Below are 13,870 nucleotides of genomic sequence, written 5' to 3' on the forward strand. Positions count from 1 at the left end.
GGCCTCGTTCGGATGCGCAGAAAGAGCCGGAGGGTCCCCCCGAGGAGAGACTCGGGGCATGGACGCTTCCCGTAACCGTGCCGTTCGGCGGTGCGTTCCGCTGCTCCTGTGGTGCCTGGTCCTGCCCGTCGGCTGTACCGACGCCGGGGCGCCGGCCGGGAAGAAGGGCGCGACCAGCGCCGTGGCGCCCTCCCCCACGAAGGCCAACGACCTGCAGAGCGACTATCAGCGCGTCATCAGGAACGTGCTGCCGTCGGTGGTGCAGATCCAGGCCGGTGACGCACTGGGGTCCGGCGTGGTGTACGACGGCAAGGGACACATCGTCACCAACGCACATGTGGTGGGCAATCACAGGACCTTCAAGGTGACCACCGCCAACAGCCAGGAGGTGCTCACCGCCGGCCTCGTCTACTCGTACCCGCAGCAGGACCTCGCCGTCATCCGGCTGGACCGGGTGCCGTCGGGCCTGCGGCCGGCCGTCTTCGGCGACTCGGCCAAGGTCGAGGTCGGGCAGATCGTGCTCGCCATGGGATCCCCGCTCGGGCTGTCGTCGAGCGTGACCGAGGGGATCGTGTCGGCGACCGGCCGGACCGTCAGGGAGCAGAGCGAGACAGGCCCGGGCGCCACCCTCGCGAACATGCTGCAGACCTCGGCGGAGATCAACCCGGGCAACAGCGGAGGCGCACTCGTCGACCTGAACAGCCAGGTCATCGGCATCCCCACGCTCGCCGCGATCGACCCCGAACTCGGCGGCAACGGCGCGGCCCCGGGCATCGGCTTCGCCATCCCGGCGTCCCAGGTGAAGAGGATCGCCGACCAGATCATCAAAAGCGGCCGGGTCACCGCCTCGGGACGGGCCGCGCTCGACATCACCGGCCGCACGGTGGTCGACGGCGGCTCCCGGCCGATCGGGGTCGCGGTGGTCGAAGTCCGGCGGGGCGGCGCGGCCGACAATGCGGGCCTGAAGACCGGGGACGTCATCGTCGGGCTGGGTGACCGGCGGATCGCCACGGTCACCTCTCTCGCGGAGGCACTCACCGACGACCGGCCGGGACAGCGGACGACCATCACCTACACCCGCAACGGCGCCCGCAGGACGGTCGGCATCACCCTGGGCGAGCAGTAGCGGCGCGGGGGCGGGCGGAGGCCGTGCGGCCCTCGCCCGCCCTCGCGCCCCCGGCTACGACTCGTCGGCGTGCAGGCTCATGGGCCCGTAGATCTTCGTCGAGTCCTCGTACAGCCACACCCGGTCGGCGCCGCCATCGAGCAGTTCCCTCCAGTGCTCCCCGATCCATGACTCGGCGTCCCCCTGCGTGGTGAACTCCTCGGGCGTGACCGCGGGCTGGACCTCCGCCCCGTCGGCCTTCTCGAACCGCCACGTCCATGCCGTCATGTACGCCTCCCAGATGTGAGCACATGCAGAGCACAGGCCGGATCTTGGTCCGGCCGCTGTCCTGAGCCTAGCCGGACGCGCAAGACCTGCGGCGACCCTGGAAAATCGGGTCCGTGGAACTGACTCTGCTCGGCACCGGTGCCCCCACGGGACTCCCCCGCCCCGACTGTCCCTGCGCGGCGTGCGCGCGTGCGCTCGGCCCTCAGGCGCGCGCGGCGACCGCGCTGCTGGTCGACGGCACGCTGCTGCTGGATCTGACGCCGGGTGCGGCGTTCGCGGCCGCGCGCGCCGGGCACTCGCTCGCCGGAGTGCGCCAGGTGCTGCTCACGCATCCGCACGAGGGGCCCCCGGTGGAGGTCCCGGCGGGTCTGCCGCAGCCCGGACGGGTGCCGGACGGGCGGGAGTTGGCGCTGCTGACCGGCCATCGGGTACGGGCACTGGCGATGGACGCGCCGGGCACGGGCTATGCGGTGACGGGCCCGGACGGGCTGCGGCTGCTCTATCTGCCGCCGGGCGGGGCGCCGGCGGGGCTCGAGGTGCCGGTGGAGCCGTACGACATGGTGGTCGCCGATGTGGTGGGGCGGCCGGACGCGCTGGCGAAGCTGCGGGCGGTGGGGGCGGCCGGGCCGACCACCGATGTCATCGCCGTGCACCTCGACCACGACGTACCGCCGGGCGCGGAACTGCGGCGGCGGCTCGCGGCGGCGGGAGCCCGGGCGGTGCCGGACGGGACGACCCTGGCCGTGGGCGCGTACGACGAGGTTCCGGACGTGCCGCGGCGCACGCTGGTGCTGGGCGGGGCGCGCTCGGGGAAGTCGGTGGAGGCCGAGCGGCGTCTTCAGGCGTTCCCGGACGTGCTGTACGTGGCGACGGGCGGGTCGCGGGGCGGGGACGCGGAGTGGGCGGAACGGGTGGCCGCTCACCGGGAGCGGCGGCCCGGGTCCTGGCGCACCGCCGAGACCTGTGACCTGGTACCGCTGCTGAGGGAGGACGGGCCGCCGCTGCTGATCGACTGTCTGTCGCTGTGGCTGACCGACGCGATGGACGCGGTGGACGCATGGGACGACGCGGAGTGGGCGGACGGCGGTGAGCGGGCGCTGCGGACACGGGTGGAGGAGCTGTTGGCGGCGGTGCGGGGGACCCGCCGGACGGTCGTCGCCGTCTCCAACGAGGTGGGCTCCGGCATCGTCCCGGCCACGGCCTCCGGCCGCCGCTACCGCGACGAACTCGGCCGTCTCAACGCGGCGTTCGCGGCGGAGTGCGAGCATGTGCTGCTGGTGGTGGCCGGACAGGCGCTGACACTCCGCGAGTGACGGCGGCCCGGTGCGTGTGCGGGGGTGACGGCGGTCCGGCCCACGTACGCGGCTGACGGGGACGGCCGGTGTGCGCGGGTGACGGCGGTCCGCCGGGCGCCAAGTGGGTGACGGCGACGGCCCGCGTGCGCGCGGGTGACGGCGACCCGGCCCCGTACCCGGCTGACGGAGACAGCCCGCGTGCGCGGGTGACGGCGACCCGGCCCACGTACGCGGCTGACGGAGACGGCCGGTGTGCGCGGGTGACGGCGGTCCGCCCGGCGCCAAGTGGGTGACGGCGACGGCCCGCGTGCGCGCGGGTGACGGCGACCCGGCCCCGTACCCGGCCGACGGAGACAGCCCGCGTACGCGGGTGACGTCGACCCGACCCACGTACGCGGCTGACGGCGGCGGCCCGTGAACGCGGGTGACAGCGGTCCGCCCGGCGCCAAGTGGGTGACGGAGACGGCCCGCGTGCGCGCGGGTGACGGCGACCCGGCCCCTACCCGGCTGACGGAGACGGCCCCCGTGCGCGCGTGACGGCCGTCCGCCCGGCGCTACGTGGGTGACGGCGGTCTGCGGGCGATGACCCGGTAGGCGGTCGAGAGCCGAGGGGGCCGCGGCAGCCTGGCCGAAGCGCGGGCCGCCGCCGTGGCCGTGGCGTCGACGATCGCGCAGCCCAGGTGCTCGAGTTCGGCGAGCAGGTTGGCCTGGGGTACGAGGTGGAGGACCCGCGGCCGGCCGTGGGGGACCCACAGCAGCCGGCCGAACGCGCGGGCGGGGTCGGCGGATTCGACGAGCAGATGGCCGCCGGGGCGCAACACGGTCAGCGCGGCGCGCAGTTCGGCGCGCGGGTCGGGGCTGTGCTCCAGATGGCGGAGCATGCTGACGACGTCATAGCGGGAGCGCAGGCGGGTGAGGATCGCCGGGTCGGTGAGGTGCCCGCGATGGGCCTCCTCGAGGCGGCCCGCGGCACCCGCCCGGTGGACGCGCCGGGTGGGATCGAGTCCGTCGAAGGACGTGTACGGGTGGATCTCCTTGGCCGCTTCGGGGAAGTGGCCGTGCCCGGTGCCGACGTCGAGCCAGCTCTCCGGCTCCGCGAGGGGCAGCAGCGCGCGGGCTGCGGCCCGGTGGCGCCGGGTGCTCGCGCGGGCGCCGAAGAGGCGTTCGGCGAGGCGGTGACCGCCCCGGGGGCAGTCGGGGGCGTCGGAGTCGTGGCGGGCGAGTTCCTCGACGGTGGGGCGAGGGTTGCGGAAGACGTGGGCGCAGTCCCGGCACACGTCGACGCCGAACGCGCCCGGCCGCAGCGGGCGCCGGGCGCGCAGCCGCGGGGAGCCGCACCACGGGCAGTCCTGTCGGGGTGGCTCCGGCAACCGGTCCGAGTCCGCGGCGGGTTCGCCTGGGCACTCGGCGCGGCGCGCGGCGGCCGTCCGTGGGGTGCGGCGCATGGGCGGCTCCTGTGGGCGACGGTGGTGACGGTGGTGACCGCTGAAGGCCGTGGGGTGGCGGGACGACGGACGGCAGCGGAGGGAGGGGCGTTCGGCTGCGATCGAGAGGCGCGGACATATCTGCTTAAAAGGTATGTATGGGACACCGCTCGGAGGTGCAATGACGTGCCGTCGACGTGGCGCCTCGACGCCCGATCCGGGCCGGTACTGTTCGGCGAATGAGCTCGCTTAATCTCGACGACTTCACCGATCTGATCGAGCGCCCCGACGGCGGGGTGCGCCGCGACGCGGAAGCGCGCCGGGAGCGTCAGATCGTGCCGCCCGGGGCACTGGGCCGCCTGGACGACCTGGGCGAGTGGCTGGCGGCCGCGCAGTCCGCCGTCCCGGTGCGGCCGATCGAGCGACCGCGTGTGGTGCTGTTCGCGGGCGACCACGGCATCGCCGCCCTCGGTGTGTCCGCGCGGCCGGCGGGCAGTGCGGACCGGCTGGTGCGGGCGGTGCTGGAGGGCGCGAGCACGGCGTCGATCCTGGCCCGGCAGCTGAACGTGCCCGTGCGCGTGGTCGACATGGCGCTGGACTGCGATCCCGGCGAGCTGCCCGCGGACGTCGTACGGCACCGGGTGCGACGCGGCAGCGGACGCATCGATATCGAGGACGCGCTGACGCCCGAAGAGACGGAGACGGCGTTCCGGGCGGGGATCGCGGTCGCGGACGAGGAGGCGGATGCCGGGACCGACCTGGTGGTCCTCGGCGATGTCAGCGTCGGCGGGACCACCCCGGCGGCCGTGCTGGTCGCCGCGCTGTGCGGGACGGACGCGTCCGTGGTGACCGGGCGCGGGGGTCTCGCGATCGACGACCTGGCGTGGATGCGCAAGTGCGCGGCCGTGCGGGACGCGTTGCGGCGGGCCCGGCCGGTGCTGGGCGACCAGATGCAGCTGCTCGCCGCGGTCGGCGGGGCCGATCTGGCCGCGATGACGGGCTTCCTGTTGCAGTGCGCCGTGCGCAAGACCCCGGTGATCCTGGACGGGGTCGTGTCGGCGGCGTGCGCGCTGGTCGGGCAGCGGATCGCGTTCCGCGCCCCGGACTGGTGGCTGGCCGGGCAGAACAGCGGTGAACCCGCGCAGGCCAAGGCGCTGGACCGGATGGCGCTGGAGCCGCTTCTCGACCACGGGGTGACCGTCGGCGAGGGCGTCGGTGCGCTGCTGGCGCTGCCGCTGGTGCAGGCCGCCGCCGCGCTGGCGGCGGAGCTCCCGGAGAAGTCCGCGGAGACCGGGGGCGAGGACTAGCGGAAGGACGACGAAGGAGCGGGGCACCACGCCCGACCTGGCGCTGTGAGCGGCCGGGCGCACGGCCGGTCCGGGGAGGCCGGACCGGCCGGAGTGCGTCTCGTACTACTCCCCCGCACACAGCCGAACGCCCCATATCATCGCCCTTCATGGGAGATGCCCGTTTTACCGCGGAACAGGAACGCACGGTTCGGCCGGAGAGCGAGGCGCGGCGGTCCAGTCGGGCCTCCCGGCGAGCCGCCGCCTGCGCCGTCTGGTACCTGCGCGTCGTCACTTTCGTCAACTTTCTCTCCGCCGTATGGGTCTCCCTCGGCCAGGACGTACGGCGGCACAACCAGGAAGACCTCTTCACCCCGTACCTGCTGACCGCGGGTTTCGCCTCGGGCGTCTTCACGATGTTCCTGGCCGTGACCATGCGCCGGCGCAAGCGGGCCGCATGGATCCTCAACCTCGTGCTCGGCGGGCCGTTCCTGCTGCTGTTCGCCTTCGCCATGACCTTCCCGGAGATCCGGCAGTACGCGCAGAACTGGGTCTCCCTGGTGCTCACCGCGGGCTTCGTGGCCGCCCTCCTCGTCGGGCGGCGGGAGTTCTACGCCAAGGGCGACCGCTCCAACCCCCGGCTCGCCGCCGTGGTCGCCGTCGGCGGCCTGCTCGCCTCCTCGCTGCTCGCCGCGCTCCTGGTGACCGTCACCAACACCGCGCACGACCAGCACCGCTCGACCTTCCCGGACCGGTGGCGCTACGGCACCCTGCGGCTGGTCTCGGTCGCCGCCGACGAGTCCCACTACCCCGGCATCTCCACGCCGAACTGGGTCAACGTCACCATCAACGTGTTCAGCACGCTGCTGGTGCTGGCCGTGCTGTACGCCGCCTTCCGCTCCCGGCGTGCCGTCGACCCGCTCACCGAGGACGACGAGAAGCGGCTGCGGGCGCTGCTCGCCCGGCACGGCGAGCGGGACTCCCTCGGGTACTTCGCACTGCGCCGGGAGAAGAGCGTGATCTGGTCACCCACAGGCAAGGCCGCGGTCGCCTACCGGGTCGTCGGCGGAGTCTCGCTCGCCTCCGGCGACCCGCTCGGCGACCCCGAGGCATGGCCCGGGGCCATCGAGCCCTGGCTCGCCGAGGCCCGCGCGCACGGCTGGATCCCGGCCGTGATGGGCGCGAGCGAGGAGGCCGGGACGGTGTACGCGCGGCATGGGATGGACGCCCTCGAACTCGGCGACGAAGCCATCGTGGAGGTCGGCGAGTTCACCCTGGACGGGCGGGCCATGCGTACCGTCCGCCAGGCCTACAACCGGGTCAGGCGCGCCGGGTACACGGTACGCATCCGGCGCCACCAGGACATCCCCGCACAGGAGATGGCGCTCCTGCTGGAGAAGGCCGACGACTGGCGGGACGGGGCCACCGAACGCGGCTTCAGCATGGCGCTCGGGCGGCTCGGCGACCCGGAGGACGGGCAGTGCGTGATGCTGGAGTGCGCGGACGCCGAGGGCCGGCTGCGGGCGCTGCTGTCGTTCGTGCCGTGGGGACCGCACGGGCTCTCGCTGGACCTGATGCGGCGTGACCGCGACTCCGAGAACGGGCTCATGGAGTTCATGGTCATCGAACTCCTGCGCCGCGCCCGGGAGATCGGGATCACCCAGGTGTCGCTCAACTTCGCCATGTTCCGGTCCGTCTTCGAACGTGGTGCGCGCCTCGGCGCCGGACCGGTGCTCAGGCTGTGGCGTTCGCTGCTCAGCTTCTTCTCGCGCTGGTGGCAGATCGAGTCGCTGTACCGGGCCAACGCGAAGTACCGGCCCATCTGGGAGCCCCGGTTCCTGCTCTTCGAGAAGAGCGCGGACCTGCTGCGCATCGGCGTCGCCGCGGCGCGTGCCGAGGGGTTTCTGGAGGCTCCGGGACTGCCGAAGTGGCTGCACCGCAAGCACCTGGAGTCGCACAGATGAGGATCGCCGGACGATGAGGAACGCTGGATGAACGCACTCGCCCGCCTGGCCCGCACCGAGTGGGGGCCGGTGTACGTCACCGTGCGACAGGCCCTCGCACGGCGGCGCCGGCGGGCGGTGCCGATGACGCTCACGGCCGTGTGCCTGACGTCGGTCCTGCAGTTCGTGCAGAACCAGTCGTGGGGCTTCGGGCTCGTGCAGCACATCGGATCCGTACGGGCCGAGGAGCCACTCGGGCGGGCACTGCTGCGGACCCCGCTCTCCCTCTTCGTACCGGCCCTCGATCTGCCGGTGTGGGGGGCGCTCCTGCAGATCCTGTTCGTGTTCGGGATCGCCGAGATCTGCCTGGGCTGGTGGCGCACGCTCGGTATCGCGTACGTCGCCACGCTGGCGGGCACGCTGTACGCGCGGATGGGGATCGAACTGGGCGCGCACCATCCGCTGGGACTGCCCGCCACGGACGCGCAGGTCGTGGACACCGGTCCGTCGGCGGCGGTGATCGGGCTGGCCCTGTTTCTGTGCTGGCGCCACCAGGCGTACGTCACGGGAGGCGTGGTGACCGCTGCGATGGTCGGCGAGCTCCTGATCAAGGAGAACCTCGCGGGCAAGGAGCACATCGCCGCGATCGCCGCGGTGCTGGTGCTGTGCGGGGTGTCGGCGCTGAGCCGCTACTGGCGCTGGGGCACCCGGGTGTCCTGCGAGTCCGGTCTGCCGCCGATCCAGTCCTGAAGTCTGCGGCTGCGGGCCGCCCAGCGGCGGTCGTGGTGGTAGGCGCGCAGGCCCGCCCTGGCGCGGGCGCGCGGCCGCCGGCGGTAGAAGCGTCTGGCCCACGGGGAGCCGGGGCGGGCCAGCCGTAGGGCGCCGACCACGGCGATCAGCGGCACGATCACGCCGAACAGCGCCGTACGCGCCTTGCCCTTGCTCAGGGCGAGCAGCGCGAAGAGGAAGTTCGCGGCGACGCTCACGACGACGGCGGCGCGATCGTGCAGTTCGGCCGCGGAGACGTCGTTGACGCCGAACGGCGCGAAGCCGGCGAGGACCAGCCCGACCAGGGCCGCCGTGAGCACGACGACCTCGACGCTCTTGCGTCCCTCCTCCGTCCAGTAGACGTCGGCGAGGTGCAGGATCAGGGCGAACTCGTCCAGGACGAGGCCCGCCCCGACACCGAAGAGGATCGCGCACACACCGGAACCCGGGCCGTGGCGGCTGGCGAGCGCGCCGAAACCGCCCACCAGGACGAGGACGACACCGGGCACGACGTGGTGGATGTGCACACCCCCGGCGCTGACGTTGCCGAACGGGCCCTTGCCCGCGCGGATGAGACGGGTGACGACCCGGGTGACCAGGAACGTCAGCACGAACGAGGCCAGCGCGAGCAGCAGCGGGAGCTTGCCCGGTTCGACGATATTGCGCTCCAGCCAGTGGCCCATGGGGAAAGTGTGCCCGCGGCGGCCCCCGTCCTGCCCGTTCACGGCCGCCCGACGGCAGGACGGCCGCACCGGTCCCGTACCCTTCGGCCGTGTCCAAGACCCCGCTCCTGCACGGCCTCCGCTTCGCCTTCGGCACCCTCACCGTGCTGCCCGTCACGGTGACCCGCTGGGACCGGGAGGCCGCTCGCGGCGGCATGGTGTGCGCGCCGCTGGCCGGAGTGGCGGTGGGAACCCTCGCCGGACTGCTCGGCGCGGTCCTGCTCCTGCTGGGCGCGGGCCCGCTGACGGCCGCCGTCGCCGGCGCCGCCGTACCGGCCGTGCTGACCCGGGGTCTGCATCTGGACGGGCTCGCCGACACCGCGGACGGGCTCGGCAGCGGGAAGCCCGCCGAGGACGCGCTGCGCATCATGAAGCAGTCGGACATCGGGCCGTTCGGCGTGATCACCCTGGTGCTCGTGCTGCTCGCCCAGGTGGCGGCCCTCGCGCAGGCGTACGGCGCCTCCTGGACGCGGGGCCTGCTGGCCGCCGTCGTCTCGGCGACCGCGGCGCGGCTCGCCCTCACGCTGGCCGCGCGCGACGGGGTGCCGGCCGCCCGCCCGGAGGGGCTGGGGGCGGCGGTCGCCGGGGTGGTTCCGGTGGGGGGCGCCCTCGCGGTGGGGCTCGCGGTGACCGCGGCGGCCGCGGCGGCCGGGACCACGGTGTCCGGCCTTGACGGCGGCGTCCGCACCGTGGCCTCGGTGGTGCTCGCGGTGGCCGCCGCGGAGCTGCTGCTGCGTCACTGCGTCCGGCGCTTCGGCGGGGTGACCGGTGATGTCTTCGGCGGCCTCGCGGAAACGGCCGCGACGACCGCGCTCGTGGTGCTGTCCCTGGGCTGAAAGCCCATCGCCCGGCACCCGGCACCCGGCATCCCGCGGTGCGCGGGCGCCACGGGCAGGCGGGCACCCTCGGCCATGGCGAACCCGGCCACCGCGCGTAGGCTCGTGCCGGGTGTTTCCCTGCCCAGGTGAAGACCGAACGATCGGAGCAATCTAGGGTCGGTTCCCGGGCCGGTCGACCCCATCCCGTTCGGCCACCGAAACTCAATTGGAAGCGAGAATTCACCACCGTGACTGCTCTCACTCTCAGCACCGCCGCGGCGGCCGGCCTGCGCGCCGACGCGATCGTGGTCGGTGTCGCGAAGGGCGCCGAGGGCCCGGTCGTCGCACCGGGCGCCGAGGCCGTGGACCAGGCGTACGACGGCAGGCTCGCCGCCGTCCTGGAGACCCTGGGCGCCTCGGGTGCCGAGGGCGAGGTGACGAAGCTGCCCGCACCCTCCGGCTTCAAGGCTCCCGTCGTGGTCGCCGTGGGGCTCGGTGCGGCACCGGAGAAGGACGAGACCTACACCGCCGAGTCGCTGCGCCGCGCCGCCGGCTCCGCGGCCCGTGCGCTCGCCGGCTCCAAGAAGGCCGTCTTCGCGCTGCCGATCGCGGACGCCGCCGACGCCGGCGTCATCGGTGAGGGCGCGCTGCTCGGCGCGTACTCCTTCGACACGTACAAGGACAACGGCAGGAACGCCAAGGGCGGCAGGAGCGCCAGGAACGGCAAGGCTCCGCTCGCCGAGGTCGCCCTGCTCGGCGGCAAGCCCCGCGACAAGGCGTACAAGGCGGCCGTCGAGCGCGCCGTCGCGGTCGCCGAGGAGCTCAACCGCGCCCGCGACCTGATCAACATGCCGCCGAACGACCTGAACCCGGCGGCCTTCGCGGCCCTCGCGCAGACCGCGGCCAAGGAGCACGGCCTCAAGGTGCAGGTGCTCGACGAGAAGGCGCTGGCCAAGGGCGGCTACGGCGGCATCCTCGGCGTCGGCGCGGGCTCGGCCTCCGCCCCCCGCCTGGTGAAGCTGTCGTACACGCACCCCAAGGCGGGCAAGCACCTGGCCCTCGTCGGCAAGGGCATCACCTACGACTCGGGCGGCATCTCCCTCAAGCCGGCCGGCCACAACGAGACCATGAAGTGCGACATGAGCGGCGCGGCGGCGGTCTTCGCCGCGGTCGTGACCGCCGCCCGTCTCGGTCTCGAGGTCAACGTCACGGGCTGGCTCGCCCTCGCGGAGAACATGCCCTCCGGCTCCGCCACCCGTCCCGGTGATGTGCTGCGCATGTACAGCGGCAAGACCGTCGAGGTCCTCAACACGGACGCCGAGGGCCGTCTGGTGCTCGCCGACGCGCTGTGGGCGGCGTCGGAGGAGAACCCGGACGCGATCGTGGACGTCGCGACCCTGACCGGGGCGATGATGCTGGCGCTCGGCAGCCGCACCTTCGGGATCATGGCGAACGACGACGCGTTCCGCACCGCGATCCACGAGGCCGCCGAGGAGGTCGGCGAGGAGTCCTGGCCGATGCCGCTGCCGGAGCACCTGCGCAAGGGCATGGACTCCCCCACGGCGGACATCGCCAACATGGGCGAGCGGATGGGTGGCGGCCTGGTCGCCGGTCTGTTCCTCAAGGAGTTCGTCGGCGAGGGCATCACCTGGGCCCACCTGGACATCGCCGGCCCGGCCTTCAACGAGCAGGCGCCCTTCGGCTACACCCCGAAGGGCGGCACCGGTTCGGCGGTCCGCACCCTGGTGCGGCTCGCGGAGCTGACGGCCGCGGGCGACCTCGGCTGACTTCCCCCGCGCGCCCATGAGGCGCACACGAGGGCGGCCCCGGGTGCCACGGCACCCGGGGCCGCCCTCGTCGGTGGGTCCCCGGCCGCCGCGCTCGTCGCCGCACACACCGGGCCGTCCTCCCGCCCGCACGGGCGTTACGCCCTCGACGAAATCCGCGCGGGGCGGGGTGGCCGCGACCTCCCGACGTGATGGATCAGACGTTCCAGACAGCGGCCCGGCGTCTCCTCAGCCGCCGACAAGTGCAAAGATGGGGTCTCGGCAGGACAGGGCCCCACCGAAGGGCCGAAGCAACAAGCGGCCGGACACCAGCCGCCTGCCGGTCATCGGAGACCGGCGCACGGCGCACATGCATGGAGGACGTGACGTGGCGAACGACGCCAGCACCGTTTTCGACCTAGTGATCCTCGGCGGTGGTAGCGGTGGTTACGCCGCGGCCCTGCGCGGGGCGCAGCTGGGCCTGGACGTCGCCCTGATCGAGAAGGACAAGGTCGGCGGCACCTGCCTGCACCGGGGTTGCATCCCCACCAAGGCCCTGCTGCACGCGGGCGAGATCGCCGACCAGGCCCGCGAGAGCGAGCAGTTCGGTGTCAAGGCCAGCTTCGAGGGCATCGACGTCCCGGCCGTCCACAAGTACAAGGACGAGGTCATCTCGGGCCTGTACAAGGGTCTGCAGGGCCTGATCGCCTCCCGCAAGGTGACCTACATCGAGGGCGAGGGCCGGCTGTCCTCCCCGACGTCCGTCGACGTGAACGGTCAGCGGATCCAGGGCCGTCACATCCTCCTGGCGACCGGTTCCGTGCCGAAGTCGCTGCCGGGTCTGGAGATCGACGGCAACCGCATCATCTCCTCGGACCACGCCCTCGTCCTGGACCGCGTGCCCAAGTCCGCGATCATCCTCGGCGGCGGCGTCATCGGCGTCGAGTTCGCCTCCGCCTGGAAGTCCTTCGGTTCCGACGTCACGATCATCGAGGGCCTCAAGCACCTCGTCCCGGTCGAGGACGAGAACTCCTCCAAGCTTCTCGAGCGCGCCTTCCGCAAGCGCGGCATCAAGTTCAACCTGGGCACGTTCTTCCAGAAGGCCGAGTACACCCAGGACGGTGTCAAGGTCACCCTCGCCGACGGCAAGGAGTTCGAGGCCGAGGTCCTCCTCGTCGCCGTCGGCCGCGGCCCGGTCTCCCAGGGGCTGGGTTACGAGGAGGCCGGGGTCGCCATGGACCGCGGCTACGTCCTCGTCGACGAGTACATGCGCACCAACGTCCCGACCGTCTCCGCCGTCGGTGACCTGGTCCCGACGCTCCAGCTCGCCCACGTCGGCTTCGCCGAGGGCATCCTGGTGGCGGAGCGGCTGGCCGGCCTGAAGACCGTCCCGATCGACTACGACGGTGTGCCGCGGGTGACGTACTGCCACCCGGAGGTCGCCTCCGTGGGCATCACCGAGGCCAAGGCCAAGGAGATCTACGGCGCGGACAAGGTCGTCGCTCTCAAGTACAACCTGGCGGGCAACGGCAAGAGCAAGATCCTCAAGACCGCGGGCGAGATCAAGCTCGTCCAGGTCAAGGACGGTGCCGTGGTCGGCGTCCACATGGTCGGCGACCGCATGGGCGAGCAGGTCGGCGAGGCGCAGCTGATCTACAACTGGGAGGCGCTGCCGGCCGAGGTCGCCCAGCTCATCCACGCCCACCCGACGCAGAACGAGGCGCTCGGCGAGGCCCACCTGGCCCTGGCCGGCAAGCCCCTCCACTCCCACGACTGACGCCTTCAGTCTTCGGACGCGACGACACAGACTTCCGCACTTCGTTAAGGAGAAACCGAAACCATGGCGGTTTCCGTAACCCTTCCGGCGCTCGGCGAGAGCGTCACCGAGGGCACTGTCACCCGCTGGCTGAAGGCCGAGGGCGAACGCGTCGAGGCCGACGAGCCGCTGCTCGAGGTTTCGACCGACAAGGTCGACACCGAGATCCCGGCGCCCGCCTCCGGTGTGCTGTCCTCCATCAAGGTCGCCGAGGACGAGACGGTGGAGGTCGGCGCCGAGCTGGCCATCATCGACGACGGCTCGGGTGCCCCGGCCGCGGCTCCGGCTCCGGCCGCCGAGCCCGCCCCCGCCCCCGCCGCCGAGCCCGCTCCGGCTCCGGCCGCCGAGGCCCCGGCCGCCCCTGCGCCGGCCGCCGCCCCCGCCGCTCCGGCCGGTGGCGCCCAGGGGACCGACGTGGTCCTGCCCGCGCTCGGCGAGTCGGTCACCGAGGGCACCGTCACCCGCTGGCTGAAGTCGGTCGGTGACACCGTCGAGGCCGACGAGCCGCTGCTCGAGGTCTCCACGGACAAGGTCGACACCGAGATCCCGGCGCCCGCCTCCGGTGTGCTGCTGGAGATCGTGGTCGGCGAGGACGAGACGGCCGAGGTCGGTTCCAAGCTCGCCGTCATCGGCCAGCCG

Annotated in this window: 12 protein-coding genes; 9 read left to right on the plus strand and 3 right to left on the minus strand. The window is 73.1% G+C overall.

Annotated features, from left to right (window positions below; translation table 11 throughout):
• Positions 1-58 precede the first annotated feature (58 nt).
• Positions 59-1,126: a S1C family serine protease gene (locus LZ604_RS33030; RefSeq protein WP_234519753.1), complete on the plus strand. Its 1,068-nt coding sequence runs from the start codon at positions 59-61 to the stop codon at positions 1,124-1,126.
• Positions 1,127-1,180: 54 nt separating this feature from the next.
• Here LZ604_RS33030 and LZ604_RS33035 read toward each other — a convergent pair whose 3' ends face one another.
• A complete protein-coding gene (locus tag LZ604_RS33035) occupies positions 1,181-1,393 on the minus strand; it encodes a hypothetical protein (RefSeq protein WP_234519754.1) in 213 nt (70 codons plus the stop codon).
• Between the two features lie 113 nt (positions 1,394-1,506).
• Here LZ604_RS33035 and LZ604_RS33040 point away from each other — a divergent pair, with 113 nt between their 5' ends.
• Positions 1,507-2,706, plus strand: coding sequence for a bifunctional adenosylcobinamide kinase/adenosylcobinamide-phosphate guanylyltransferase (locus LZ604_RS33040; protein WP_234519755.1), 1,200 nt, complete (start codon positions 1,507-1,509; stop codon positions 2,704-2,706).
• A 536-nt stretch (positions 2,707-3,242) separates the two neighbouring features.
• Here the strand turns inward: LZ604_RS33040 and LZ604_RS33045 are convergent.
• The gene (locus tag LZ604_RS33045; protein ID WP_234519756.1) at positions 3,243-4,133 is read right to left on the minus strand and encodes a class I SAM-dependent methyltransferase; all 891 of its coding nucleotides are present in this window, start codon (positions 4,131-4,133) and stop codon (positions 3,243-3,245) included.
• A 218-nt stretch (positions 4,134-4,351) separates the two neighbouring features.
• Between LZ604_RS33045 and cobT the strand changes: the two genes are divergently transcribed.
• The 3 genes from cobT to LZ604_RS33060 all read left to right on the plus strand — a co-directional run bounded on the left by cobT (position 4,352) and on the right by LZ604_RS33060 (position 8,091).
• Positions 4,352-5,419 (plus strand): nicotinate-nucleotide--dimethylbenzimidazole phosphoribosyltransferase, encoded by a 1,068-nt coding sequence (cobT, locus tag LZ604_RS33050; protein ID WP_234519757.1) that lies wholly within the window; start codon positions 4,352-4,354, stop codon positions 5,417-5,419.
• Positions 5,420-5,568: 149 nt separating this feature from the next.
• Positions 5,569-7,362, plus strand: coding sequence for a phosphatidylglycerol lysyltransferase domain-containing protein (locus LZ604_RS33055; protein WP_234519758.1), 1,794 nt, complete (start codon positions 5,569-5,571; stop codon positions 7,360-7,362).
• Between the two features lie 27 nt (positions 7,363-7,389).
• Entirely contained in the window at positions 7,390-8,091 is a 702-nt protein-coding gene (locus tag LZ604_RS33060; RefSeq protein ID WP_234519760.1) for a hypothetical protein, read from the plus strand.
• On the opposite strand, the gene LZ604_RS33065 is transcribed toward LZ604_RS33060, so the two are convergent.
• Positions 8,031-8,792 (minus strand): hypothetical protein, encoded by a 762-nt coding sequence (locus tag LZ604_RS33065; RefSeq protein WP_234519761.1) that lies wholly within the window; start codon positions 8,790-8,792, stop codon positions 8,031-8,033. The genes LZ604_RS33060 and LZ604_RS33065 overlap by 61 nt on opposite strands.
• Positions 8,793-8,881: 89 nt before the next feature.
• Here LZ604_RS33065 and LZ604_RS33070 point away from each other — a divergent pair, with 89 nt between their 5' ends.
• The 4 genes from LZ604_RS33070 to LZ604_RS33085 all read left to right on the plus strand — a co-directional run.
• Entirely contained in the window at positions 8,882-9,667 is a 786-nt protein-coding gene (locus LZ604_RS33070; RefSeq protein ID WP_234519762.1) for an adenosylcobinamide-GDP ribazoletransferase, read from the plus strand.
• Positions 9,668-9,897: 230 nt separating this feature from the next.
• Positions 9,898-11,436 (plus strand): leucyl aminopeptidase, encoded by a 1,539-nt coding sequence (locus LZ604_RS33075; RefSeq protein ID WP_234519763.1) that lies wholly within the window; start codon positions 9,898-9,900, stop codon positions 11,434-11,436.
• A 367-nt stretch (positions 11,437-11,803) separates the two neighbouring features.
• The gene (gene lpdA, locus LZ604_RS33080) at positions 11,804-13,192 is read left to right on the plus strand and encodes a dihydrolipoyl dehydrogenase (RefSeq protein WP_234519764.1); all 1,389 of its coding nucleotides are present in this window, start codon (positions 11,804-11,806) and stop codon (positions 13,190-13,192) included.
• Between the two features lie 63 nt (positions 13,193-13,255).
• On the plus strand, positions 13,256-13,870 hold a 615-nt coding region (locus tag LZ604_RS33085; protein ID WP_308283704.1), incomplete at its 3' end, for a biotin/lipoyl-containing protein.

Origin of the sequence: Streptomyces glomeratus (genome assembly GCF_021462825.1) — a bacterium.
Classification (GTDB): domain Bacteria; phylum Actinomycetota; class Actinomycetes; order Streptomycetales; family Streptomycetaceae; genus Streptomyces; species Streptomyces glomeratus.

Excerpts from the sequence above, each read along its gene's own strand:
- LZ604_RS33055 (WP_234519758.1), top strand. The coding sequence starts at position 5,569 with ATGGGAGATGCCCGTTTTACCGCGGAACAGGAACGCACGGTTCGGCCG.
- LZ604_RS33035 (WP_234519754.1), bottom strand. The coding sequence starts at position 1,393 with ATGACGGCATGGACGTGGCGGTTCGAGAAGGCCGACGGGGCGGAGGTC.
- cobT (WP_234519757.1), top strand. The coding sequence starts at position 4,352 with ATGAGCTCGCTTAATCTCGACGACTTCACCGATCTGATCGAGCGCCCC.
- LZ604_RS33045 (WP_234519756.1), bottom strand. The coding sequence starts at position 4,133 with ATGCGCCGCACCCCACGGACGGCCGCCGCGCGCCGCGCCGAGTGCCCA.
- LZ604_RS33030 (WP_234519753.1), top strand. The coding sequence starts at position 59 with ATGGACGCTTCCCGTAACCGTGCCGTTCGGCGGTGCGTTCCGCTGCTC.
- LZ604_RS33060 (WP_234519760.1), top strand. The coding sequence starts at position 7,390 with ATGAACGCACTCGCCCGCCTGGCCCGCACCGAGTGGGGGCCGGTGTAC.
- LZ604_RS33065 (WP_234519761.1), bottom strand. The coding sequence starts at position 8,792 with ATGGGCCACTGGCTGGAGCGCAATATCGTCGAACCGGGCAAGCTCCCG.